Genomic DNA, 25,205 nt, shown 5'->3' with positions numbered 1-25,205 from the left:
TAGGCGCTGCGAACGCATTTGCTACCCGGTGACGATGTACCTTGCCGGGTAAATGACCTGATGACTGTTAAGGTGGCTTGATGAGCTCTGTGCTAGAAAAACGTGCGCTGAAATGGATTCCGCTGGCGCTGGCTGCAACCGTCACGCTGGCGGGCTGCGCGCGTGACGGGTACTACCACGACCGTAACCTGGACTACACCGAAGCCGCGCCAGCGCCGCCTCTCGTTTTGCCGGAAACGCGCAATACTCAGCGTTATCGGGATGCCATGCCGGTTCCTCAAGCGGGCCTGCAAGGGTCGCGTGTCGATGAAGTCGCGCGTATCGGTCCGCCACCTTCTCTGGCGCTAGGCAGCGGGCTGGAGCCGGAGTACGTCGAGCGGCGTCAGGCGGGTGACCAGGTCTGGCTGGTGGTAGCCGCAGACCCCGGCGCGGTATGGCCTCAGTTGGAGGGGTTCGTGCGCAGTCGCCAACTGGGTGTTCAGGAGAGCAGTGCGACCCAGGGCGTCATCGTGACGCCTCAAGCCACGTTACGCTTGCAGAGCGCCCTGCGTGCCGGCAGTAGCGAAGTGCGCTGCGAGCAGGGTGGACAGAGCGTCGAGAGCTGTGTGGCGGCGCTGGAGCAGTACCTCGGTGCGCGTAGCGCAACGGCCAGCGCATCCTCCTGGACTGCGCAACGCCTTGCCAGTGAGCAAACGTTGCAAATGCGTCAGCAGGGCGATGAGTGGGAAGTTCTGATTCCGCAGCCCATCGAACGCGTGTGGGCTGAAATGAACCACTACCTGGCACTGGATTTCACCCAGGAAGGCCAGCGTGATCTGCTGGAAGCCTCGGCTGACGACTACGAGTTCCTGGTCGAATACATGACCCAGACCGAGCGTGGACGTAACCCGCTGCAGATCGTGTTCAGCCAGGACGTGCGCCGCATGTCCCAGAATATTCGCCTCGTGCTCCAGCCGGAGGGCAACCAGACCGTGCTGCGTGCCGTCAATGCCAGCGAGCGTGGATTCAGTGCAGATGACCAGCGCGAGTTGCTCGAGCGTGTCTCCGGCTACTTACGTTAACTCTTAGACCTTGATTTTAGACGGAGCCCCCATGGAAAAGCGCCAGGAACTCTATGCCGGTAAGGCAAAATCCGTATACACCACCGACGACCCTGACTTGCTGGTACTGCATTTTCGTGACGATACCAGTGCCTTCGATGGCAAGAAGAAAGAGGCGCTCGCCCGTAAAGGCATGGTGAACAACATCTTCAATGCCTACATCATGCAGCGTCTGGAAGAGGGCGGCATCCCCACCCACTTCGAGCAGCAGATTTCCGACACCGAAAGTCTGGTCAAGAAGATGGAGATGATTCCCGTCGAGTGTGTCGTGCGTAACATTGCCGCGGGTGGGCTGGTGAAGCGTCTGGGCGTGGAAGAGGGCATTGCGCTCAATCCGCCCACCTTCGAACTGTTTCTGAAGAACGACGAGAAGGGCGACCCGATGATCAACGAGTCGCTGGCCGAAACCTTTGGCTGGGCCACGCCGGAACAGCTGAGCAAGATGAAGGCGCTCACCTTCAAGGTGAACCACATCCTCAAGCAGCTGTTCGCCGAAGGCGATATGCTGCTGGTGGACTACAAGCTGGAGTTCGGTCTCTTCAAGGGCGAAGTCGTGCTGGGTGACGAGTTCTCCCCGGACGGCTGCCGCCTGTGGGATGCCAATACCCGTGAGAAGCTCGATAAGGATCGCTTCCGTCAAGGGTTGGGCGGGGTCATCGAAGCCTATGAAGAAGTCGGCCGTCGCCTGGGTATCACCTTCCCCGCCTGATCCGTCAGGCTTGCCATGGGGCCGCTCGCTGGCGCCATGGTCACTTGCGGTCTTCGGGCTCTATCGCCACCACCTCCAGGGTGGTGGCGTCGTTTTCGGCGGCGGTCAGCGCCCGAAAGCGCACATCGACATTGCGCAGGCGCACCCCGTAAAGACGTTCGGCCTGTCCGCCCCGCTGATAAGCGGGGCGGGGGTCCTGGCCCAGCACCTGCTCGATCAGCGCCCGCAGCGACGCGCCATCCTGGCGTAGAGATAGCACGCCGTGAGCCTCTGGCGAGAACACCACGGCCACCGTCTCCGGCGGTTGAGGGGCAAACCCCGCCTGGGCGCTGGGAATGGCCTCTGCCCAGGGCAGGTATGGCTTGATGTCCACCACGGGGGTGCCGCTGACCAGGTCGCAGCCCGCCAGGTGAAGCGTCACGCCGGGCCCGGTCTCGATACCGGAGAGCGCGACCAGCGACAGCCCCAGCCGGTTAGGGCGATGGGTGCTGCGGCTGGCGAAGACGCCCACTTTGCGGTTTCCCCCCAGCCGAGGCGGGCGTACCAGGGGCGACCAGCGTTCGGGGCTTTGGTGAAAGATGAACGATAGCCACAGGTGGCTGAAGTCTTCCAACCCGCGTACGGTCAGTGGGTCGTCGAAAGGGTGGGCCAGTACCAGGCGCGCATGGGCGGCCGGGGCCAAGCCAGGCTGGCGAGGCACGCCAAACTTGTCCGGGTAGTCGCTGATGATATGGCCAATGGGCGTGATCGAAAACGGCCCGTGGCCCCGAGAATCGTGCATGGCACTCCCTTTTGCGTGTCAGCGCGCTTGTGCATGGTGGCATGGCGACGCACGCTCGATGAATTCAAGCTCGGCTGGCACGGGTTGCCCGCCAGGGCGATGAGTATAGACTAGCCAACGGAACCGACACAGCGCTGCGCTTGACGGCCAGCGGTCACCCCATTGAGGCAACGTATGTCCAACATCGACCCTTCTTCACCGGCATCCACGCCAACGGCCCGCGTCACGTATCGCGCGGCGCTGGCCAAGGACGCCGCCGACCAGGCCGAAGTGTTCTATCATGCCGTCATGCAAGGCGCGGCCAACCATTATGGGCTGGCCGAGCGGCGCGCCTGGGCCCATGCGCTGCCCCGTGAAGGCACCGCCTGGGCGGCGCGTCAGGCGCTCTACACGACGCTGGTGGCCGCCTGCGATGGCCGCTGCGTTGGCTTTCTCGAGCTGGACGTAAGCGGTGGGCGCATTGAAACGCTTTACGTCTGGCCGTCGCTGGCGGGGCGTGGCATCGGCACCACGCTGTTGATCCATGCCGAGCGCATTCTGCTGGAGCATGGCGTGGCGCAGGTGGAAATCGAGGCCAGCCGGATGCTGCTCGAACGACTGCAGCGCCGTGGCTACGATAACCTCGGCGAGCAGTGGGTCGAGCGCAGTGGTGAGATGCTCCAGCGCTACCGGCTGGTCAAGCAGCTCAGCGCGGTGGAAACCTGACGATCAAACGTTGAAGGTTTGAGTGATGCGCATCGACAGATCGACGGAGGCCACATCCTTGGTGAGGGCGCCGCTGGAAATGCAGTCCACGCCGGTGTCCGCAATGGCTTTCAGCGTCGAGTCATCGACGTTGCCGGAGGCTTCCAGGGTGGCGCGACCCCCATTGATCTCTACCGCTACGTGCAGGTCTTCGATGTCGAAGTTGTCCAGCATGACGATATCGGCGCCCGCCGCCAGCGCCTGGTCCAGCTCTTCGAAGGTTTCGACTTCCACTTCCACCGGTACGTCGCTGGCCAGCTTGCGGGCCTGCGCCACGGCAGCCTGAATGCCACCACAGGCCGCGATGTGATTCTCCTTGATCAAGAAGGCATCCCACAGGCCCAGGCGGTGATTATGGCCACCGCCGCAGGTGACCGCGTACTTTTGTGCCAAGCGTAGCCCCGGCAGCGTTTTGCGGGTGTCCAGCAGGCGTACGCCGGTGCCTTCGATCAGGTCTACATAGCGGCGAGTGGCGGTGGCCGTGGCAGACAGCGTCTGCAGAATGTTCAGCGCGGCGCGCTCGCCGGTCAGCAGGCTGCGGGCGGGGCCTTCGAGCTCCAGAAAACACTGCTGGGCCTCCAGCATGTCGCCATCGCTGGCCTGCCAGCGCAGCGTGACGCGCTCGTCCAGACAGCGGAAAATTTCCTCGACCCAGGCAACGCCACAGAGGACCGCCGGTTCGCGGGTGATCACCTTGGCGGTGGCCCACTGGTTCTCAGGGATCAGCTGTGCGGTGATGTCCCCGGTGCCCAGGTCTTCCGCCAGCCAGCGGGGAACGCAGGTGCGAATCTCTTCATCAAGCGCGGTTTGATAATGCATAGCAGTGGGTTCTCGAAGCGTGATCTTGGGTGAAAGGCATTATAGTGAAACACAACGCGAACGTAGAGGAGCAAGTCAGCCGAATGAACCAGCTCGCATCCCAGGGCCAATGGGCCAAGGCTCGGCAGGTCGTGTCACCCAACCAGGATGCGCGGCCCGAGCAGGAAGTGTCGCTGCTGTTGCTTCACGCGATCAGCCTGCCCCCCGGGCAATTCTCGGGTCACGCCATCGAGGCGCTGTTCACCAATCGGCTGGTGCCCGACGAGCACCCCTTCTTCGCTACGATTGCGCACCTGCGGGTGTCGGCGCACCTGCTGATTCGCCGCGATGGCGAGTGCGTTCAGTTCGTCGACGTCGACCAGCGCGCCTGGCACGCCGGGCAATCGCGCTGGTGGGACCCGGCTGAACAGGCGTGGCGGACACGCTTGAACGACTTCTCCGTAGGAATCGAGCTGGAGGGCGATGACCAGACGCCGTTCAGCGAGGCGCAGTATGTGGCGCTTGCCGAGGCCACGCACTGGCTGATGGCGCGTTACCCGGCGCTGACCGCTGAGCGGATCACCAGTCATGCTCATGTGGCCCCCTTGCGCAAGACCGACCCGGGGCCCGCCTTCGACTGGGCCTATTTCCGCCAGCGCTTGATGGCGCCCACCCAATAGACGGTTAAACGGGGCAAATAAGTGGTTCTTTTAGCAACAAATGAAACGGTAGTTTGGTTACAGGAAGGTATCCTAAGTCGTAGCGACCAAGGTCCTATAAAGCGCTTATGTTGCAGTGCAATAGTTTGTTTTCGATGGCTTTTTGCGGCGTGCCGCAATTGGCAGCGTGACGACTTTGCGGTATCTTCGCATATACAAAAGGCTAATTTTTACCAAAAAACTGTAGCTTAACTACATTCATGAAAGCGTAGCTCATTGAATGTAGGGTGAAAATCCCCTGCTCGATGCATCGCGTCGGCTATTCACAGGCCTGTGGTGGCCACACACCGCAGCCGCCCCAGGCCCGAAGGGTTGGCGGGGCTCATTGTCATTTATCGTCATTCGGAGAGACCTCTATGAGTCTGGAGACAAGAGAAGATCTCGATCCGGTCGAAACCACGGAGTGGCTGGAATCCCTGGAATCGGTGCTGGATCGTGAGGGCGAAGATCGCGCCCGCTACCTGATGACCCGCTTGGCGGATCGCCTGCGCCGGGACGGGATGAAGGTGCCCTTCTCGGTGACAACCCCCCACCGCAACACGATACCGGTTCATCGCGAAGCCCCGATGCCTGGCGATCTGTTCATGGAGCGTCGTATTCGCTCCCTGATCCGTTACAACGCCATTGCTCAGGTCATTCGTAACAACCGTGCCAATCCTGGGCTGGGTGGTCACATTGCAAGTTTCATGTCGTCGGCCACGCTGTACGATGTGGGCTTCAACCACTTCTTCCGCGCCCCCAAGGGGGACTTCGAAGGCGACCTGATCTATATCCAGGGCCACGTGGCACCGGGTATCTACGCGCGTTCCTACCTGGAAGGTCGTCTGACCGAAGAGCAGATGGACAAGTTCCGCCGTGAAGTGGATGGTGACGGCCTGTCGTCATACCCCCACCCCTGGCTGATGCCTGACTACTGGCAGTTCCCCACGGTGTCCATGGGCCTTGGCCCGATTCAGGCCATCTATCAGGCTCACGTGATGAAGTACCTGCATCACCGTGAACTGAAAGACATGAAGGACCGCAAGATCTGGTGCTTCATGGGCGACGGCGAGTGCGACGAGCCGGAATCGCTGGGTGCCATCTCGCTGGCTGGCCGCGAAAATCTGGACAACCTGATCTTCGTCATCAACTGCAACCTGCAGCGTCTGGACGGCCCGGTACGCGGCAACTCCCGCGTCATGGACGAGTTCGAAGGCGTCTTCCGCGGTGCCGGCTGGAACGTCATCAAGGTGGTGTGGGGTCGTCACTGGGATCCGCTGTTCGAGAAGGACAAGAAAGGCATCCTTCAGAAGCGCATGGACGAAGCGGTCGACGGCGAGTACCAGAACTACAAGGCCAACGGTGGCTCCTATACCCGCGAGCATTTCTTCGGCAAGTACCCGGAAACCGAAGCGATGGTCAAGGATCTCTCCGACGAGGATATCTGGAAGCTCAACCGTGGCGGTCACGACCCGTTCAAGGTCTATGCGGCCTATCACGAAGCCGTCAACACCACCAACGGCAAGCCCACGGTGATCCTGGCGCATACCGTCAAGGGTTACGGTATGGGGAGCGGCGATGGCGAAGCGGCCAACGAAGCGCACCAGGTCAAGAGCATGGAATACGAAGCGCTGAAGAAATTCCGCGACCGCTTCGGCATTCCGCTGACCGACGAACAGCTCAAGGAAGTCCCGTACTACAAGCCGGAAGAAGACTCTCCCGAGCTCAAGTACATGCACCTGCAGCGCGAGCGTCTGAACGGCTACCTGCCGAGCCGCCGCAGCGATTTCGAAGCGCTGGAAATCCCCAGCCTGGAAGACAAGACGTTTGCTTCCCAGATGGGCGGTTCCAAAGGCCGCGAAATCTCTACCACCATGGCCTTCGTGCGTATCCTCAACGGCCTGGTGAAGGACAAGCAGCTGGGCAAGCAGGTCGTACCGATCATCCCCGACGAAGCGCGTACCTTCGGTATGGAAGGCATGTTCCGTCAGCTGGGTATTTACACCTCGGAAGGTCAGAAGTACGAGCCGGTCGATAAAGGCCAGATCATGTACTACCGCGAGGACCAGAAAGGTCAGGTTCTCGAAGAGGGTATTTCCGAAGCTGGCGCCATGTCCGCGTGGATTGCGGCCGCCACTTCCTACAGCAACAACAACGTCACGCTGCTGCCGTTCTACATCTACTACTCGATGTTCGGCTTCCAGCGTATCGGTGATCTGGCCTGGGCCGCAGGCGACCTGCAGGCACGCGGCTTCATGGTCGGCGGTACCGCCGGGCGCACCACGCTGAACGGCGAAGGTCTGCAGCACCAGGATGGCCACAGCCTGATCCAGGCGTCTACCATCCCCAACTGCCGCAGCTACGACCCGACCTATGCTCACGAAGTTTCGGTCATCGTGCAGGATGGTCTGAAGCGCATGTTCACGGACAAAGAGAACTGCTTCTACTACCTCACCGTCATGAACGAGAACTACGAGCACCCCGAGCTCGAGAACGTCCCCGCCGACGATATCGTCAAGGGCATGTATCTGCTCAAGGAGACTCAGGGTGACAAAGGCCGCGTTCAGCTGCTGGGGTCGGGCACCATCCTGCGTGAAGTCGAAGCCGCTGCCGAGCTGCTGGCCAACGACTGGGGCATCGGGGCCGATATCTGGAGCGTCACCAGCTTCAACGAGCTGCGCCGCGAAGCGCTGCTGCTGGAGCGCGAAGCCTTCCTGAACCCGGACGCCGAGGCCAGCAAGCCTCACGTGACCCAGTGCCTGGAAGGTCGTGATGGCCCGGTGATTGCCTCTACCGACTACATGAAGCTGTATGCGGACCAGGTACGCGCCTGGGTACCCAACGACTACACCGTGTTGGGCACCGATGGCTTTGGCCGTTCCGATACCCGCGAGAAGCTGCGCTACTTCTTCGAAGTGGATCGCTACTTCGTGACCGTTGCGGCGCTGCGCGCGCTGGCCGATCGCGGTGAGATTGATCGCAAGCACGTTGGCGAAGCGCTGAAGAAGTACGGCATCGATGCCAACAAGCCGAACCCGCTGACCAGCTAAACCGCTGCCCGGCGGGCCACTGCCCGCCGGCTCGATCCGATTTGGAAGGAGCGCGACCTTGAGTAGCGAAATCATCAAAGTTCCCGATATCGGTGGCGATACCGATGTCGAAATCATCGAGATTGCGGTGTCAGAAGGCGACGTCATTGAAGCGGAAGACACCCTGATCACTCTGGAATCCGACAAAGCCAGCATGGATGTACCGGCCCCGAAAGGCGGCAAGGTGGTCAAAGTGTTGGTGAAAGAGGGCGACAAGGTCTCCGAAGGCGACGACATCGTCGAGCTGGAAGTGGAAGGTAGCGGCGATGCCGAACCGGAAGCAAAAGCTGACAGCGCCGCCGAGGAAGCCCCCGCGCCCAAGCAGGAAGAGGCCCCTGCACCGGCAGCGAAAAAAGCCAGCGGTGGCAAGCAGACCGTTGACATCAAGGTGCCTGACCTGGGTGGTTCCGACAACGTCGAGATCATCGAAGTGGCCGTTGGCGAAGGCGACGACGTCAACGCCGAAGACACGCTGATCACGCTGGAGTCCGACAAGGCTTCCATGGACGTGCCCAGCCCGCATAGCGGGAAAATCGTCTCCTTGACCGTCAAGGAAGGCGATACCGTGTCGGAAGGCGATGTCATCGGCAAGATGGAAATCGCCGGTGGCGATGACGCTGCCGACGAAGAGCCTGCCAAGGCCGAACAGCCTGCCCCTGCCAGCGAGCCCGCCGAAGAAGAAGCGGCTGAAGAAGAGAGTGGCAGCGGTGAGCCCGAGCGCAAGGAGATCCGCGTGCCGGATCTTTCCGGCTCTGCAGACGTGCCCATCATCGAGATTGGCGTGTCGGTAGGCGACGAAGTCGACGTCGAAGACCCGCTGATCACCCTGGAGTCCGACAAGGCTTCCATGGATGTGCCCAGCCCTTACAAGGGCAAACTCGTCGAGCTGACCGTCAAGGAGGGCGATACCGTCTCCGAAGGCGACGTGATTGGCTACATGGAAGTGGCGGGCGCCAGGAAGGCCGCGCCGAAGAAAGCGGCGCCTGAAAAGGCAGCGCAAAGCAGTGCCAGCCCGGCCAGCGCCAAGCCTGCGGCCAGTGGCGGCACGCCGAGCCCAGAAGCGCAAATGGCAGCACACAAGCCCCGTGACGGCAAGCTGGTACATGCTGGCCCGGCGGTACGCATGCTGGCCCGCGAACTGGGTGTCGACCTGGGGCTGGTGAAGCCCAGCGGCCCGAAAGAGCGCGTGCTCAAGGAAGACGTGCAGGCCTACGTCAAGCAGGTGTTGGCCAACCAGGGCAGCGCCCAGGCCGCCGCACCGGCAGCGTCAGGTGGCGCGGGTATTCCTGCCGTGCCGGAAGTCGACTTCAGCCAGTTCGGTGAAGTGGAAGAGAAGCCGATGGGCCGCCTGCTCAAGATGGGTGCGACCAATCTGCATCGCAGCTGGCTCAACGTGCCTCACGTCACCCAGTTCGACGAAGCCGATATCACCGAGCTGGAAGACTTCCGCAAGGCGATGAAGGCCGAGGCCGAAGCCCAGGGGGCGAAGCTCACGCCGCTGCCGTTTTTGGTCAAGGCGTGTGCCTTTGCACTGCGCAAGTACCCGCAGTTCAACGTCAGCCTGAAAGGCGACGGCGATACGCTGGTCTGGAAGAAGTACGTGCATATCGGTATCGCGGTGGATACGCCGGATGGCCTGATGGTGCCCGTACTGCGCGATGCCGACAAGAAGTCCTTGATCGAGATCGCCAAGGAAATGGCAGAGCTGGGCAAGAAAGCACAGACCAAGAAGCTCAAGCGCGACGAGATGACCGGTGGCTGCTTCACTATTTCGAGCCTGGGCTCGATCGGTGGCACGGCCTTCACGCCTATCGTCAATGCGCCTGAAGTGGCGATCCTGGGCGTGTCGAAAGCGCAAATGAAGCCGGTGTGGGATGGCAATGCCTTCCAGCCGCGCTTGATGATGCCGCTGTCGCTCTCCTATGACCACCGGGCGATCAACGGTGCCGATGCGGCACGCTTTACTGCCTTCCTGGCAGACGTGCTCACCGATATCCGCCGTCTGTTGCTGTAATCAGACCACGAGCAAGCCACAAGCGGCGCCCCTATGGGCGCCGCTTGTGTTTCTGTGGCGTCAGCAGAAAACCAGCGTGACCAAAGTACTAGCCATCGCCACTTTGCTGTTTTCGCTTGAAAAAACGCAAAATAATCGGCCTTTCAGGCTTTTGGGGAGTTGTGTCGCCTGAACGGCACGGTTATTGTCGATTCATTGATTTATTCGATCACCACCAATCAAGTACGAACATTCAAGGAGCAGTGCCATGCGTTTAATCCTGTTGGGTGCCCCCGGCGCGGGGAAGGGGACTCAAGCTCAGTTTATTTGTGAGCAGTTCAAGATTCCCCAAATTTCCACCGGGGATATGCTGCGCACCGCCATCAAGGACGGCACTGAGCTGGGACTCAAGGTCAAGGAAATCATGAACAGTGGTGGGCTGGTGTCCGACGAGATCATCATCGACCTGGTCAAGGAGCGCATCAGCCAGCCGGACTGCGCCAACGGTTTCCTGTTTGACGGATTCCCCCGCACCATTCCTCAGGCCGATGCCATGAAAGAAGGCGGCGTGAAGCTCGATCACGTGCTGGAAATCGCCGTGCCGGACGAAGAGATCGTCAGCCGCCTGGCCGGACGTCGCGTTCACCCCGCCTCGGGCCGTGTCTACCACATAGAACACAATCCGCCCAAAGAGCCTGGCAAGGACGATGTCACCGGAGAAGCCCTGATCCAGCGGGAAGACGATCAGGAGTCTACCGTGCGCAACCGCCTGTCGGTGTACCACGACCAAACGGCTCCGCTGGTGGACTACTACCAGCAGTGGGCCAAAGAGGACCCGTCTGCTGCACCTCAATACCACCGCGTGGAAGGGGTGGGCAGCGTGGCCGATATCACCCGCCAGGTGAAAGAAGCGCTGAGCTGAGCCTGGTAAAGATTGTCGACTGACGATGGCCCGCAGGTTCCCTGCGGGCCATCGTCGTCAAGGCCGCCAGACGGTATACTGGCGGCCTATTTTTTTCGGAGTGCCACACGGTTATGTCGTCGCGATATCTTCTGGCATTGGATGCCTCCTCCAGTGCCTGCTCTGCCGCGCTGCTGCGTCAGGAGAGTGATCAGTCCGAGTGCCTGGCGCGTTACGAAATGGCGCCGCGCGCCCATACCAAACGCTTGATGCCGATGGTCGACGAGCTGCTGGCTACCGCCGCCATTGTGCCCGGGCAGCTGGACGCCGTCGCGTTTGGCCGTGGGCCGGGCTCCTTTACCGGCCTGCGCATTGCCGCCGGAGCGGCCCAGGGGTTGGCCTTCGGCCTGGAGCGCCCGCTGCTGGGTATCTCGACGTTGGAGTCCCTGGCCCTGCAGGTGCATCGCCGCTATCACTTTCGCCATGTGGTGACCGCGCTGGATGCCCGAATGGGTGAAATTTACGTGGCCAGCTGGCACTGCCTGAATGACGTGGTCAGCCCGCAAAGCGATGAGCGAGTACTGGCCCCAGGCGCTTTTAGGCTGCCATCCGATGAAACCGACTGGGTCGGGGTCGGCTCGGGCTTTGCGCTTTGGGACGCTTTCGATGTGGCAGTGCATGTGGGCATGACCCAGCACCTCAGCGACGACCTGGAGCCGCGCGCCGAAGAGATGGCCTGGCTGGCCGCGCGGGACCTGGACGCAGGGTTGGGTGTCGCCGCCCATGAAGCGCAGCCCGTCTACCTGCGTAACGACGTGGCCTGGAAAAAGCCGGCATGAGCTCGGCGCGCCCACCGATAGCGCTGCCCGCGGGGCTGACGCTGGAAGAGCGCGATGGCCGATTGGCGCTGGTCGGTGACGAGCGCCAGTACGGCAAGCCCTTGAGCGTCGATTTCGTGTCCGGCAAGGCGGCCCATCGGCGTCAGTTTGGCGGTGGGCGCGGCCAGCTGGTGGCCAAGGCGTGCGGGCTTTCCAAAGGCGTGACGCCAAGCATCGTGGATGCCACGGCAGGGCTCGGGCGTGACGCGTTCGTGTTGGCCAGCCTGGGTGCCGAGGTGCTGATGGTCGAGCGCGTGCAGGCCATTGCCGCGCTGCTGGAGGATGGCCTGGCCCGGGCGGCCAGGGACGCCGAGACGGCGCCCATCACCGCGCGCATGCAGCTGCGTCATGGCGATGCCTGTGAGGCGCTGGCGGCGCTGGTGGCCAGCGCCGCGTTCACCCCGCAGGTCGTGCATCTGGACCCCATGTTTCCCCATCGCGAGAAATCGGCGCTGGTGAAGAAGGAAATGCGCTTGTTTCGTGAACTGGCCGGAACGGACGATGACGCCCCGCGCTTGCTGGAAGCGGCGCTGGCGGTGGCCACTCACCGGGTGGTGGTCAAGCGCCCGCGCAAGGCACCGCCTATTGCAGGTCCTGCGCCACAGCATACAATCGAAGGCAAAACCAGCCGCTATGACCTGTATGTTCACCGCTCCTTGAGCCGCTAAGGCGGCCTGCAGGCAGGGCGCAAGAGAAGGAGTCTCTATGCAGTACGCGTGGCGAGAAGGTAACCGTGTGGCGCTTCTGCCGGAAGCGTCGCGCTTTCTGCCAGCCATGTTCGACGCCGTCCATCAGGCCCAGCACTATGTTTTCGTAGAGCTTTACCTGATGGAGTCGGGGGCGTTGGCCGACCAGATGATCGATGTACTGGTGGCCGCGGCCGAGCGTGGCGTGCAGGTGTATGTGCTGCTGGATGGCTATGGCGCCATGGGGCTGAAGCGCGAGGATCGTGAGCGGCTGCAGGCGGCAGGTGTGGCCTTGCAGCTGTTCAACCCGATTGGCTTCCACTCGCTGGCACGCAACCTGAGCCGTGACCATCGCAAGATCGTGGTGGTGGATGGCGAGGTAGCCTTCACGGGCGGGTTTGGCGCGGTGGATGAGTTCCTGGAGGCCTGGTACGAAATCGCCGCCCGGGTCGAAGGGCCCGTGGTGGCCGACTGGGAGGCGCTGTTTCGTCGCTTGTGGCGTTCGCGGCTGACCCGCTATGCGTCCCCGCAAGGGCCGCGTCTGGCACTGCCGGAGGCGCGGGTAGCCGAGCCGCACGAAGAGGGCGTCAGGGGCAGGGTCATCTCGGGCCGTGGCTATCGCTATCAGGCCATTCGGCACTCACTCTACGCGCGGGTCCACCAATCTCGCCAACGGCTGTGGCTATGTACGCCCTATTTCGTGCCGACCTTTTCGCTGCGTCGGCGGCTGGTGCGCGCGGCCCGGCGCGGGGTGGACGTTCGCCTGCTGCTGCCCGGTGCCAAGCATGATCACCCTGGGGTGCGTTACGCAGGCCAGCGCTTTTATCACAGCCTGCTGAAGGCGGGCGTGCGTATCTTCGAGTTCCAACCCACGTTCATTCATGCCAAGTTTGCTCTGGCAGACGACTGGGTGAGCCTGGGCTCCTGCAACTTTGACCACTGGAACCTGCACTGGAACCTGGAGGCCAATCAGGAGGTGGAAGATGCTGCCTTCGCCAACGACGTGCGCGAGCTGTTCGAGCGCAATTTTGCTGCCAGTGACGAGGTGGATGCCCAGGCCTGGGCCGCGCGGCCCTGGTGGCAGCGCGCCCGGGAGTGGGTGTATGGCGCGCTGGATGGCCTGGTGACGCGGCTCAAGTAGCGGCTACTTGCGTTTTTTGCCCTTGGCAGGGGTTTTCTTGCGGGGCTTGGGTTTGGGCGTCTCGGGGGGCACGCGGTAGTGCAGGTAGAGGTCGAGCACCAGTTCGGGTAGCTGGGCCACCAGCGCTTCCTGATTGGCCTGGTCGCTGGCCATCTCGGCCATGTCGGGTTCGTCATCAAACAGACCCGAGAGCAGCATGAAGGGCAGCAGCAGGGTGGCCGCAGCCTCTTCGTCCTCCTGGAACCAGGCGCTTTCGTCGCTGAACACGCCTTCCATGAAGCCTGCGCACCAGTCGCCGATGGGGGTCTCTTCGGCGGGCAGGCCATCCAGGGTCAGCTCGAAGGGCAGCTCTGGCAGACCGCCTTGCTCCAGCACCGCCATGGCGTTATCACGCAGCAGGCAGAGGAGGTGCGTGACCTCGTCGCGTTCGGCGTCGTCCTGGTAGTTGGGCTCGCCCTGAAAGAGCTCGGCAAGCCACGCGTCGCGGGGCTGTTCGCTGGGCGCCACGGCCAGGGCCACCAGAAAGCCATGGGCCGAGATCAGGTCCAGGGCATCTTCGCCCACGCGGTCCGAATCGAGAAAGTCGTCCAGCCTGTCCAGCTGCTCATCTTCCAGCAGCGGCTGGGGTGGCACGCTGTCGGAAGCGGTTGTGGGGGGCTCGTTGTTGCGCTCTGCCATGAAAAGCCTCATCGGGTATCTTGAATCGAACAACATCTTGACGGTTAGTTTATCACTAATGAACACCACACCACTGCCTTCCTGGCCTGCTGATGAGCTGGCTGCGTTATCGCCACCCGCGCTGGCTTCCGCCGCCCGTGAACGGGTCGCGGAAGCGCTGGCCCGCTGTCGGGAAGTGTATCCGACGCTACCGACCCCCGGCGTCTGGTTCGATCTGAAGGGCGCAGGGGCTGGGCAGGCCCACTGGGGCCGACAAGGGCTGCGCTTCAATCCCGTGCTGATGGCGGCCAACCGCATGGCCTTCTTCGACGAGGTGATCCCCCATGAAATGGCTCACTGGCTGGTCTTTCACTTGGCCAACGGCACCCGTTTGAAACCCCATGGCCGGGAGTGGCAGACCGTCATGCGTGACCTGTTTGGGCTGGAACCCCGGGTTACCCACCGTTTCGATATCGGCCAGGCGCAGTCGCGCCCCTACCGCTACCGGTGCGCCTGCCAGACCCACGCCTTTACGGCCAGACGTCATGCCTTAGTGGTAAAAGGACAGCGGTATCGCTGCCGACATTGTCATCAGACCTTGGTCTACAGTGCTTCATGAATCCCGGAAATATGTTTTAAGTATATGTTTTTTAAAGTAAAAATGTTAATACCAATGTCTAAGGGGAAGCCGTCATCGGGAGGTTTATGCTAGGTAAAGATTAGCCGGGTCGGTGCCACCAATAACAAGACCGACACAACTTCCACGAGAGTGCATTTTCACGGACAGAGGCAATTTCATGAGCGAGCATCAGAACGTCTATCCAGTGCGCGATAGCATCGCAGCCAAGGCATGGGCCGACAAAGACAAGTATGCGGCAATGTATCAGCAGTCCATGGAGGACCCTGAAGGCTTCTGGGCCGAGCAAGCCAAGCGTCTCGACTGGATCAAGACTCCCAGCAAGATCAAGAACACCTCGTTCGCCCGCGACAACGTCGATATTCGCTGGTTCGAAGATGGCGAGCTGAACGTCAGCGCCAACTGCCTGGACCGCCATCTGGCCACGCGTGGCGACCAGACGGCGATCATCTGGGAAGGCGATGATCCCAGCGAATCCAAACACATCACCTACCGTGAGCTGTACGAGCGTACCAACCAGCTGGCCAATGGCCTGAAATCGCTGGGCATTCAGAAAGGCGATACGGTCACGCTGTATATGCCGATGATTCCCGAAGCCGCCATGGCCATGCTGGCCTGCGCGCGGATCGGCGCAGTGCACTCGGTGGTCTTTGGTGGTTTCTCCCCGGACGCCGTGGCTCAGCGCGTGATTGGTGCGGACTCCAAGCTGGTGATCACCGCCGATGAGTCGGTGCGCGGTGGCAAGCATGTGCCGCTGAAAGAGAACGTCGACTCGGCGCTGACCCGTGATGGCACCGACGTGTGCAAGAACGTGCTGGTCGTCAAACGCACCGGGGGCGATATCGACTGGCAGGCAGGCCGTGACCTGTGGTTCGACGAGCTGGTCGATCAGCAGTCGACAGAGTGCCCGGCCGAACCCATGAACGCAGAAGATCCGCTGTTTATTCTGTATACCTCAGGCTCTACCGGCGCACCGAAAGGGCTGAAGCATACCACTGGCGGCTACCTGACCTATGCTGCCATGACCCATCAATATATTTTCGACTACCAGGAAGGCGAGATCTACTGGTGTACCGCCGACGTGGGCTGGGTCACCGGGCATAGCTATATCGTGTACGGGCCGCTGGCCAACGGCGCCACGACGCTGATGTTCGAAGGCGTGCCCAGCTATCCGACCCATGGCCGGATGGGCGACATCGTCGACAAGCACCAGGTCAACATCCTCTATACCGCGCCGACCGCCGTTCGTGCACTGATGGCCCATGGTGACCGCGTGATGGATTCCAGCAAGCGCGACTCGCTGCGCCTGCTGGGCTCGGTGGGTGAGCCGATCAACCCGGAAGCCTGGGAGTGGTTCTACCGGGTCATCGGCAACGAGAAGTGTCCCATCGTGGATACCTGGTGGCAGACCGAGACGGGCGGCATCATGATTGCGCCGCTGCCGGGGGCTACCGACCTCAAGCCGGGCTCGGCCACGACACCGTTCTTCGGGGTCAAGCCAGCGCTGGTGGACAACGAGGGCCAGACCCTGGAGGGGGCCAATGAAGGTAACCTGGTGATTCTCGACTCCTGGCCGGGGCAGGCGCGCTCCATCTGGGGGGATCACGAGCGCTTCGTGCAAACCTACTTCTCCACCTACGACGGCATGTACTTCACCGGTGACGGCTGCCGCCGCGACGAGGACGGCTACTACTGGATCACCGGCCGTGTGGACGACGTGCTCAACGTCTCTGGCCACCGCATGGGCACCGCCGAAATCGAGTCGTCGCTGGTCGCTCATTCCGCCGTGGCCGAGGCCGCCGTGGTGGGCTTCCCCCATGACATCAAGGGTCAGGGCATCTATATCTACGTGACCTTGAACGATGGCATGGATCCCACCGACGAACTGAAGAAAGAGCTGACCCAGTGGGTTCGTAAGGATATCGGCCCCATTGCGTCGCCGGACGTCATCCAGTGGGCACCGGGGCTGCCCAAGACCCGTTCGGGCAAGATCATGCGCCGCATCCTGCGCAAGATCGCGGCCAACGAGTGTGATGGGCTGGGCGATACCAGTACGCTGGCAGACCCGTCGGTGGTCGATGACCTGATCGAACATCGTGCCAACCAGTAAGGGAAGCACCCCCATGAATCGTCTTGTGGGGGCTGTTTTCAATGACCAGCGTCACGCCTGGATTTATTAAATCAGGGCAAACTGCGTTAGTCTGTCGCGGTGCCGGCCATGAGCCGGCACCGCTGTTTCTGTTTGAATGACGTTCCAATGACAAATTGTGCATGTGATGCTTGGGCATGATGAAGCCCATGGGGTACCATGCCTCAACCGTATGAGCCTAGCGTCGCGGCGGCAGGCAACCCCGCTGCTCGAGGAACCGGAGGAAAATCCATGGCAGTAGCCCATAAGTTTATCGTCGCTGACGACCATCCGCTGTTTCGCGCAGCGCTTACCCAAGCGTTGCGCCAGTTGGCCCCCCAGGCCGAGATCGTCGAAGCCGACACCATGGAAGCCACCACAGAGGTCGTCAACCGACATCCCGATGCGGATTTGATCCTTCTGGATCTGCACATGCCGGGAGCCCACGGCTTTTCGGGGTTGATTCAGCTGCGCGGGCAGATGCCCGATATTCCCGTTGCCGTGGTGTCCGGCAGCGATGAGCCTTACGTGGTGCGGCGCGCCATCGACTACGGGGCGTCCGGGTTCATCCCCAAATCCTCCTCACTGCAGCTGATTGCCGAAGCCGTGGGCGAAATTCTGCAGGGGGAAGTCTGGTTGCCTGAAGCGCTGGCCAACGTACTGGAAGAGACCAGCGAAGAGGAGTCGCGTTTTGCCGAAGCGATTGCGTCGCTGACTCCCCAGCAGTTCCGGGTATTGAACATGCTCACCGAAGGTCTGCTCAACAAGCAGATTGCCTATGAGCTGAATGTCTCGGAAGCCACGATCAAGGCGCACGTCACGGCAATTCTGCGCAAGCTGGGCGTTCACTCGCGCACCCAGGCGGTCATCGCCGCGCAAAAGCTGGAAGTGGAGCCGCCCAAAGTCGAGTCCTGATCGCGACGGTAGGCAACCAAAACGCCGCGCCTGGAGTTCTCCAGGCGCGGCGTTTTGTTAGCTGTGGCCTTGTCAGGGCCAGGGTCAGGGTCAGGGTCAGGGTTTGGCCCGACTGGCCTGCAGGGTGCGTGTCAGCAGAGCACGTAGGGCGGCGGGTTTCACAGGCTTCAGGAGCATGTGGTACCCCGCCCGCTTGATCTCCTCGGCCACGGTTTCGGTGCGGTCAGCGGTGATCACGATGCCCGGCACGGCCCCTTCGAAGCGCTCGCTGAGGGCTTCCAGAGCCATCAGGCCGGTGACTTCGTTATCCAGATGGTAATCCGCCAGGATGGCATCCGGGTCGCCATCCATGTTGCGCAGAATCGACTTGGCCCCTCCGATACTGGTGGCGGTGAAGACCTCACAGCCCCAGCCGCTCAGCATGGCGGTCATGCCCTCCAGAATCAGGGTTTCATTGTCGATACAGACGATGCGGGTGCCCACCAGCTTGTTGCCACTGCGGCGATGGCCAGCCTCTTGCTCTATCGGCGCCATCTCCTTGGCCGCCACGATGGGCACGCTCACCGAAAAGACCGTCCCGACGCCTTCCCAGGAGCGTACCTTGATGGGGTGGTCCAGCACACGACTCATGCGGTCGGCGATGGACAGGCCCAGCCCCAGCCCTTTTTCGCTCTCCTTGTGACGCGACACCTGATCGAGACGACGAAACTCCTGGAAAATCTCGGTGAGCTTGGACTCGGGAATGCCGGGGCCGCTATCCCATACCTCGATCAGCAGCCGTTCGCTCTGGCGGCGGCAGCCCAGCAGCACGCGCCCTTCCTGAGTGTAGCGAATGGCGTTGGAGAGGAAGTTCTGCACGATACGGCGCAGCATTTGCGGGTCAGAGTCGACCCACTTCTGGGTGGGGACGACGTCCAGGTCCAGGCCGCGGTCGTCGGCCATGACTTCGAACTCGGCCCGCAGCGGGCGGAAGATGTCGGCTAGCGCGAAGTGGCTGCGGCGTGGGGTCAGCGCGCCCGCATCCAGCTTGGAGATATCCAGCAGCGTACCCAGCAGCTCTTCGGCGGCCTGCAGCGAGTTGTCGATATGCCCAATGGTGCGCTGGGTATCGCTGGCGGTGACGTTTTGCATCAGCGCCGAGGTAAACAGGCGCGCAGCGTTCAGCGGCTGCAGCAGATCGTGGCTGGCAGCGGCCAAAAAGCGCGTTTTCGAGGCGTTGGCATCCTCGGCCAGCAGCTTGGCCTGGCGCAGCGCTTGCTCCGCTTCTGCGCGCACCCGGTTCTCCTGGCGCAGAGCGGCGTTGGCCTCTGAAAGCGCCTGAGTGCGCTCTCTGACGCGCTCCTCCAGGGTTTCATTGGTCTCCTTGAGCGCAATCTCGGCCTGGCGGCGTTCGGTAATATCCTGATACAGCGCAAAAAAGCCTAAAATCGACTGGCTGTCGCCAAAGTGGGGCGTATAGGTCACCAGCATGTAGCGCATGGCGTCATTGACGCGCATGGAGACTTCGAAGCTGACACGCTCACCGGCCAGCGTTCGCTGTACCCAGGGCAGCCGCTCTTCGGCCTGCTTGACCGGCAGGACGTCTTCATAGCGACGCCCGATGACCGCGTTACGATCGATGCTGAAGGCCTGCTCGTAGGCGCGGTTGGTGAACAGGTAGCGGCTCTCCTTATCGAAGTAGGCAATCAGCGCCGGTACGTTATCGGTATAGATACGGATATTGTTTTCAGAGCGAATCAGCGCCTCTTCGATGCGCTTTTGCTGGGTAATGTCCTGATAGGTGTAGACGAAGCCGCCCCCGGGCATGGGGTTGCCCTGCACTTCCAGTACGCTGCCATCCTGGCGGTAACGCACGTAGCGGTGGGGCTGGCCTGCCCGAATGTTGTCGATCAGCAGCTGGACATGCTCCTCCGGGTCGCCGGGGCCATACTCGCCATTATGGGCGTTGTAACGGAAGATGCGGTCCATGGGGGCGCCGACCCGAATCAGGTGGTCGGGGAAGCGGAACAGCTCCAGATAGCGCTGGTTCCACACCACCAGCCGCAGGTTCTGATCGACCACGCTGATGCCCTGGTTGATGTTTTCGATGGTCGCCTGCAGCAGGGCGCGGTTGAACTCCAGCACCTGGGAGGCTTCATCGACGATGGAGATCACATCGGAAATGCCGATGCCGCGCCCTTGCAGCGCCGAGTTCACCACGATACGCGCCGACGAGGCGCCCAGCACCGACGCCAAAAAGCGTTCGGTAAACTGGATGACGTCGATGGACGCGCGGGTGCCATCGTCCAGCGGTTTGCCCGCCCGGCGGGCGTAGTCTTCGAAAGCGCGATCCACCTGGCCTGCACCGAGGAAGCGCTCACACAGTACCTTCAAGTCGCCTACCGTGGTCGCGCCCGTCCAGGGGCGGTTTACCGAGGTCTGGCGAGTCTCGACGCTGTCGACGAACAGCGACGCCTGAATGCGCTCGACCACGCGCTGGGAGGTGATCTGCGAGACGAAGATATAGCAGAACAGATTGATGCCCAGCGAGAGCATCACCCCATGGGTGAACGGGTCGCCCAGGTTGAGGCCGAACAGGGCCGTGGGCGAGAGCCAGGAGATGCCCAGTGGCCCGCCAAACAGCCATGCCTGGGGCAGCACGCCGGCGTTGATCATGGCCGGCATCAGCAGGCTATAGGCCCAGATGGCAAAGCCGGCATTCATGCCGATGACGACGCCCAGCCGGTTGCCGCGCTTCCAGTACAGCCCGCCGATCAAGGCAGGCGCAAATTGCCCAGCCGCGGCAAACGAGAGCATGCCGATGGAGGCCAGCGAGGTGAACTCGCCAATCAGCTGATAGAAACCGTAGGCCATGGCCAGCACGGCGATGATGGTCAGGCGGCGGGCGCGCAGCACCAGTCGTCCGTAGTCTCGGGCCTTGGTGTCGAACCAGCGCAGCCGGAACAAGGCCGGAATGACGATTTCATTGGAGATCATGATGGACACCGCCACCGCCGCTACGATGACCATGCCGGTGGCTGCGGAAAAGCCGCCAATGAAGGTCAGCAGAGTCAGCCACTGCTGGCCGGAGGCCATGGAGAGCGCCAGCACGTAAGTGTCGGGCTCGACGCCGCTTTCCGAGAACAGCATCAGTCCCGCGGCGGCCAACGGCACCACGAAGAAGGCAATGGCCAGCAGGTAGAGCGGGAATAGCCAGCGCGACTTGCTGGCGTCGTCCGGGTGAATGTTTTCGACTACCGCCACGTGGAACTGACGTGGCAGGCAGAGGATGGCCAGCATGGCCAGTAGCGTTTGTGCCCAGAAGCTCTGGCCGAAATCCTGGTTAGCCAACTGGCGCTGCAGCTCCAGCTGGTTTTCCGCATGGCCCATCAACTCACCCAGTCCGCCGAACATGCCCCACGTGACGAAGGCCCCCAGCACCAGGAAGGCCAGCAGCTTGACCAGTGACTCGAAGGCGACCGCGTGAATCAGCCCCTCATGGTGCTCGGTGGCATCGGTATGGCGTGTGCCAAACAGGATGGCAAAGATCGCCATGACGATGGCCACATAAAACGCCGTATCGGCAAATAGCGGGGTGTGGGTGAGGTCCTGTGCATCGGTCAACACGCTGAAGCTGGTCGACACGGCTTTTAGCTGCAGGGCGATATAGGGCAGCGTACCGATCAGCGCCACCAGGCTGGCAAAGGCGGCCAGCGACTGCGTCTTGCCGTAACGCGACGCAATGAAGTCGGCAATGGAGGTGACGTTCTGGTGCTTGGCAACGCGAATCATCTTGGCCAGTACCGGCCAGAACAGCAGGAACGTCAGAATTGGCCCGACGAAAATGCTGGCAAACGACCAGCCTGCCGTGGCGGCCTGGCCCACCGCGCCGTAAAACGTCCAGGACGTACAGTAAATTGCCAGCGCCAGGCTGTAGATGATGGGGCGGCGGCGGCTGGCGCCATGGGTGCGCGCCCGGCGGTCGCCGTACCAGGCAATGCCGAACAGCACGGCAATATAGAGTAGTGATACGGCTACCAGCAGCCCGCCGTGAAACATGCTTCTCTCCCTGTCTTGTTATCTGCGCCCCATGCGGCGGTGCGTTCAGTGAGGCTCCATTCTAGGGGAATTGCCCTCCAGCGCCAGTGCTCAAGAAGAATGCGCTGGTTCGGCGCAGGCTTGCTCAAGCAGCGTGGAGGAGGTGCGCAACGTGCGGATGCCGGTGATGTCCGGCGAACGGGTGTCGATATCCACCGGCACCAGCTCACGGCTGCTGCAGTTCAAGAGGTAGGCCTGGGGAATTACCAGGTCCGTATGGTGACGCTCGAAGTGGTAAAGCATGAACTCGGCAAGCAGGGCGCCTTCGTGCTGGGTGCGCTGCAGGCTATCGCGGTCGAGCACGCTGAAGCGCGTGGTCATGGGAAACACGAAGGTCCACGGGCGCCATACTTCGGTGCCGGTACTGCTGTCCACGATCACCGCCGAGGCGGGCAGCTGCTGCTGCTTGTGATCGAACCAGGAGTACTCCACGTGAATCTGGTAGCTCAGCATGCCGAGCCCGGCAAAGACCGGCACGATCCATTTGGGCAGGCGCCGCCCTGACAGGTGGCGCAGTATCAGAGCAATACCCGCCGCCGCCAGAGCGGCAAAGACAGCGGCAATCAAGTGCCAGATCATAACGATGCTTCCTAAAACAGCTCGGGCTTCCCATGGGAAGCCCGATGCGTGATGGGTTCCAGGGCTAGCCCGTTGGCTAGCCAGGAACGATTATGGCTTAGTGATCGACAGCGGCACCAGCCCCTTTCGGGTAACGCACGCTTTCGACAAGCTCCTGAATCTCCTTGGGCGGCGCTGCCGTGACGCTGGAGACAGCGAAGGCGACCGCAAAGTTGATCAGTGCGCCGACGGCACCGAAGGAGAGCGGTGAAATGCCGAGGAACCAGTTGTCAGGCGTGTTCGGCAGCATGTTGGTACCGGGGATGAAGAACCAGCCCAGGTAGGTGAAGATGTACAGCAGGGTAGCCACGAGGCCCGCCAGCATGCCGCAGATTGCGCCAGTGCTGTTCATGCGGGTGGAGAAGATACCCATCATCAGCACGGGGAACAGTGAGGCTGCCGCGATACCGAAGGCCAGGGCGACCGTCTGTGCCGCAAACCCGGGAGGGTTCAAGCCCAGATAGGTGGCCAGCAGAATGGCACCCCCCATCGAGATACGTGCCGCCAGCATCTCGTTTTTCTCGGAAATGTTGGGGTTGATGGTGTTCTTGATCAAGTCATGACTGATGGCCGAGGAGATCGCCAGCAGCAAGCCTGCGGCCGTGGAAAGGGCTGCAGCGATACCCCCTGCCGCGATCAAACCGATGACCCAGCCGGGCAGGTTGGCAATCTCCGGGTTGGCCAGTACCAGAATATCATTGTTGACGTTCAGCTCGTTGCCTTCCCAGCCGCGTGCTTCGGCGGTGGCTGCAAACTCCGTGTTGGTGTCGTTGTAGAACTGGATACGGCCATCGTTGTTCAAGTCATTGAAGGTGATGAGGCCGGTATCTTCCCAGGTTCTGAACCAGGTGGGACGGTCTTCATACAGCAGAGGCTCGGCCGCTGCCATTTCGTAATCCTCTACCTGTCCGGTCATCTCGGGATAGACGGTGGTCATCAGGTTCAGACGTGCCATGGAGGCCACCGCAGGCGCGGTGAGGTAGAGCAGGGCGATAAACACCAATGCCCAGCCAGCCGACCAGCGCGCGTCAGCCACCTTGGGCACCGTGAAGAAGCGAATGATGACGTGGGGAAGACCCGCCGTACCGATCATCAACGACAGGGTGAACAGCACCATGTTCAGCTTGTTGTCCACATCCGCCGTATAGTCCTGGAAGCCTAGTGCATTGACCACATCATCCAGCTTTTGCAGCAGCGGTACGCCCGACTCGGTGTGGGTGCTGAACATGCCGAACATCGGGATCGGGTTGCCGGTCAGCTGCATGGCGATGAACACCGCCGGAATGGTGTAGGCCACGATCAGTACGATGTACTGAGCCACCTGGGTGTAGGTGATGCCTTTCATGCCGCCAAACACGGCGTACAGGAAAACGATCGCTGCGGCGATCCAGATACCCCAGGTGCTGGGCACTTCGAGGAAGCGAGAGAACGCCACCCCGGCACCGGTCATCTGGCCGATAACGTAGGTCACTGACGCGATGATCAGACACACCACCGCTACCACGCGGGCGGTGCGGCTGTAGAAGCGCTCACCGATGAAGTCCGGCACGGTAAACTTGCCGAACTTGCGTAGGTAAGGTGCCAGCAGCATCGCCAGGATAACGAAGCCGCCCGTCCAACCCATCAGGAAGGTGGAGTTGGCGTAGCCACCCGAGGCAATCAGGCCTGCCATGGAGATGAACGACGCGGCAGACATCCAGTCGGCGGCCGTGGCCATACCGTTGGTCACGGGGTGAACACCTCCCCCCGCCACGTAAAAGTCCTTGGTAGACCCGGCCCGCGCCCATATCGCAATGCCGATATAGAGCGCGAACGACGCGCCTACGAACAGAAGGTTAATGGCAAATTGGCTCATGCTTGCTTACTCCCCCAGGCCAAATTTCTTGTCGAGCTGATTCATTCTCCAGGCATAGAAGAAAATCAGGCCGATAAAGGTAAGAATGGAGCCTTGCTGAGCGAACCAGAAGCCCAGGTCCGTACCGCCAACGGAAATGCTGGCCAGCAGTGGGCGGAAGAGGATGGCGCATCCGTAAGAGACGAAGGCCCAAACGATCATGCACCCGAAGATCAGGCGTACGTTGGCCTTCCAGTACTCAGCAGCATTGGTCTTGTCGTCTGCCATTGTGTTGCTCTCCAGTTGTGATTTTTAGGGTTGGAAAGTGAACTCAAGATAGCGTGTGATCCATCAGGGCAACGTAGACAAGAGATCCTGTCGGTGGTGGATTCCTTGAATGGCGTTACCAGGCACGTCACCTTATTATTGTTAAGCCGTCAGCGTTGAGGTGCTCTCGAGTGGTTGTCAGCGGCTCTGGATACATGGCTAGGGTGGTGTGCTTTAACCCTGTATGACTCACTAATAATACTGGGCAATAAATACAAAAAATAAATCCCAGACTTTGGTATCACGTCTTGGTAAGGGCTTTTTTTGAACCTGTGTTGTTTTTATATCTTACTGTTTTTTAGAGGATAAGCGACCTTTTTTGCAAGCTGGGGTATGACGATAGGACAATGGTCTATGGCTCTGGCTAAACCAATGTTTGCTACCTTGGTAAAAGTGACCAAAGAGCGTTAAGAGAGAGTAAAAGGCGCGACTTTAGTCGCTAAACAAAAGTCGTTAAGACGTTAGCGTTATAGCAGAAAGTAGCAGGGTGTAAA

The 25,205-nt window shown here is 61.3% G+C and carries 20 protein-coding genes; 13 read left to right on the top strand and 7 right to left on the bottom strand.

Annotated elements, in window-relative coordinates; all coding sequences use genetic code 11:
* The first annotated feature begins 80 nt into the window (after window positions 1–80).
* Window positions 81–1,061 (top strand): outer membrane protein assembly factor BamC, encoded by a 981-nt coding sequence (locus tag CWI66_RS03960; RefSeq protein ID WP_081136326.1) that lies wholly within the window; start codon window positions 81–83, stop codon window positions 1,059–1,061.
* Between the two features lie 31 nt (window positions 1,062–1,092).
* Window positions 1,093–1,809: a phosphoribosylaminoimidazolesuccinocarboxamide synthase gene (gene purC / locus CWI66_RS03955; protein ID WP_016916157.1), complete on the top strand. Its 717-nt coding sequence runs from the start codon at window positions 1,093–1,095 to the stop codon at window positions 1,807–1,809.
* A 40-nt stretch (window positions 1,810–1,849) separates the two neighbouring features.
* On the opposite strand, the gene tsaA is transcribed toward purC, so the two are convergent.
* Window positions 1,850–2,590 carry a tRNA (N6-threonylcarbamoyladenosine(37)-N6)-methyltransferase TrmO gene (gene tsaA, locus CWI66_RS03950; protein ID WP_016916158.1) on the bottom strand — a complete coding sequence of 247 codons (741 nt, stop codon included), beginning with the start codon at window positions 2,588–2,590 and terminating at the stop codon, window positions 1,850–1,852.
* A gap of 174 nt (window positions 2,591–2,764) precedes the next feature.
* Between tsaA and CWI66_RS03945 the strand changes: the two genes are divergently transcribed.
* Window positions 2,765–3,295, top strand: a complete 531-nt coding sequence (locus tag CWI66_RS03945; RefSeq protein WP_016916159.1) for a GNAT family N-acetyltransferase — start codon at window positions 2,765–2,767, stop codon at window positions 3,293–3,295.
* Between the two features lie 3 nt (window positions 3,296–3,298).
* Here the strand turns inward: CWI66_RS03945 and nadC are convergent, their stop codons facing one another.
* On the bottom strand, window positions 3,299–4,153 hold the full coding sequence (gene nadC / locus CWI66_RS03940; RefSeq protein WP_100730986.1) for a carboxylating nicotinate-nucleotide diphosphorylase: 855 nt from the start codon (window positions 4,151–4,153) through the stop codon (window positions 3,299–3,301).
* 83 nt (window positions 4,154–4,236) lie between these two features.
* Here nadC and ampD point away from each other — a divergent pair, with 83 nt between their 5' ends.
* The 7 genes from ampD (at window position 4,237) to CWI66_RS03905 (ending at window position 13,518) form a co-directional block, all read left to right on the top strand.
* Window positions 4,237–4,812: a 1,6-anhydro-N-acetylmuramyl-L-alanine amidase AmpD gene (ampD, locus tag CWI66_RS03935; RefSeq protein ID WP_100730985.1), complete on the top strand. Its 576-nt coding sequence runs from the start codon at window positions 4,237–4,239 to the stop codon at window positions 4,810–4,812.
* A gap of 395 nt (window positions 4,813–5,207) precedes the next feature.
* Window positions 5,208–7,880 carry a pyruvate dehydrogenase (acetyl-transferring), homodimeric type gene (aceE, locus tag CWI66_RS03930; protein WP_100730984.1) on the top strand — a complete coding sequence of 891 codons (2,673 nt, stop codon included), beginning with the start codon at window positions 5,208–5,210 and terminating at the stop codon, window positions 7,878–7,880.
* Between the two features lie 58 nt (window positions 7,881–7,938).
* Window positions 7,939–9,933: a pyruvate dehydrogenase complex dihydrolipoyllysine-residue acetyltransferase gene (gene aceF, locus CWI66_RS03925; RefSeq protein ID WP_100730983.1), complete on the top strand. Its 1,995-nt coding sequence runs from the start codon at window positions 7,939–7,941 to the stop codon at window positions 9,931–9,933.
* A gap of 247 nt (window positions 9,934–10,180) precedes the next feature.
* Window positions 10,181–10,834 (top strand): adenylate kinase, encoded by a 654-nt coding sequence (adk, locus tag CWI66_RS03920; RefSeq protein WP_100730982.1) that lies wholly within the window; start codon window positions 10,181–10,183, stop codon window positions 10,832–10,834.
* A 113-nt stretch (window positions 10,835–10,947) separates the two neighbouring features.
* Complete coding sequence (gene tsaB, locus CWI66_RS03915; RefSeq protein ID WP_100730981.1) at window positions 10,948–11,652, top strand: tRNA (adenosine(37)-N6)-threonylcarbamoyltransferase complex dimerization subunit type 1 TsaB; 705 nt, start codon at window positions 10,948–10,950, stop codon at window positions 11,650–11,652.
* Complete coding sequence (locus CWI66_RS03910; protein ID WP_100730980.1) at window positions 11,649–12,359, top strand: class I SAM-dependent methyltransferase; 711 nt, start codon at window positions 11,649–11,651, stop codon at window positions 12,357–12,359. Before tsaB ends, CWI66_RS03910 begins: the two co-directional genes overlap by 4 nt.
* A gap of 37 nt (window positions 12,360–12,396) precedes the next feature.
* A complete protein-coding gene (locus CWI66_RS03905) occupies window positions 12,397–13,518 on the top strand; it encodes a phospholipase D-like domain-containing protein (RefSeq protein ID WP_100730979.1) in 1,122 nt (373 codons plus the stop codon).
* Window positions 13,519–13,521: 3 nt separating this feature from the next.
* Here the strand turns inward: CWI66_RS03905 and CWI66_RS03900 are convergent, their stop codons facing one another.
* Window positions 13,522–14,196 carry a YecA/YgfB family protein gene (locus CWI66_RS03900; protein ID WP_100730978.1) on the bottom strand — a complete coding sequence of 225 codons (675 nt, stop codon included), beginning with the start codon at window positions 14,194–14,196 and terminating at the stop codon, window positions 13,522–13,524.
* Between the two features lie 58 nt (window positions 14,197–14,254).
* Here CWI66_RS03900 and CWI66_RS03895 point away from each other — a divergent pair, with 58 nt between their 5' ends.
* The 3 genes from CWI66_RS03895 (at window position 14,255) to CWI66_RS03885 (ending at window position 17,855) form a co-directional block, all read left to right on the top strand.
* Window positions 14,255–14,794 (top strand): SprT family zinc-dependent metalloprotease, encoded by a 540-nt coding sequence (locus tag CWI66_RS03895; protein ID WP_100730977.1) that lies wholly within the window; start codon window positions 14,255–14,257, stop codon window positions 14,792–14,794.
* Between the two features lie 178 nt (window positions 14,795–14,972).
* Window positions 14,973–16,922 (top strand): acetate--CoA ligase, encoded by a 1,950-nt coding sequence (gene acs, locus CWI66_RS03890; protein ID WP_100730976.1) that lies wholly within the window; start codon window positions 14,973–14,975, stop codon window positions 16,920–16,922.
* Window positions 16,923–17,192: 270 nt separating this feature from the next.
* Window positions 17,193–17,855 (top strand): LuxR C-terminal-related transcriptional regulator, encoded by a 663-nt coding sequence (locus CWI66_RS03885; protein ID WP_016916171.1) that lies wholly within the window; start codon window positions 17,193–17,195, stop codon window positions 17,853–17,855.
* Window positions 17,856–17,951: 96 nt separating this feature from the next.
* Here CWI66_RS03885 and CWI66_RS03880 read toward each other — a convergent pair whose 3' ends face one another.
* The 4 genes from CWI66_RS03880 to CWI66_RS03865 form a co-directional block, all read right to left on the bottom strand.
* Window positions 17,952–21,893 (bottom strand): hybrid sensor histidine kinase/response regulator, encoded by a 3,942-nt coding sequence (locus tag CWI66_RS03880; protein ID WP_100730975.1) that lies wholly within the window; start codon window positions 21,891–21,893, stop codon window positions 17,952–17,954.
* A 90-nt stretch (window positions 21,894–21,983) separates the two neighbouring features.
* The gene (locus tag CWI66_RS03875; RefSeq protein ID WP_100730974.1) at window positions 21,984–22,511 is read right to left on the bottom strand and encodes a hypothetical protein; all 528 of its coding nucleotides are present in this window, start codon (window positions 22,509–22,511) and stop codon (window positions 21,984–21,986) included.
* A 97-nt stretch (window positions 22,512–22,608) separates the two neighbouring features.
* Window positions 22,609–24,405 (bottom strand): sodium:solute symporter family protein, encoded by a 1,797-nt coding sequence (locus CWI66_RS03870; RefSeq protein ID WP_100730973.1) that lies wholly within the window; start codon window positions 24,403–24,405, stop codon window positions 22,609–22,611.
* 6 nt (window positions 24,406–24,411) lie between these two features.
* Complete coding sequence (locus tag CWI66_RS03865; protein WP_039181551.1) at window positions 24,412–24,672, bottom strand: DUF4212 domain-containing protein; 261 nt, start codon at window positions 24,670–24,672, stop codon at window positions 24,412–24,414.
* Window positions 24,673–25,205 lie beyond the last annotated feature (533 nt).

The organism is Halomonas sp. 141 (assembly GCF_002810305.1).
Lineage (GTDB): Bacteria > Pseudomonadota > Gammaproteobacteria > Pseudomonadales > Halomonadaceae > Vreelandella > Vreelandella stevensii.
Note: the sequence above shows the minus strand (reverse complement) of the source record. Positions and strands in the feature narration are given on the sequence as shown.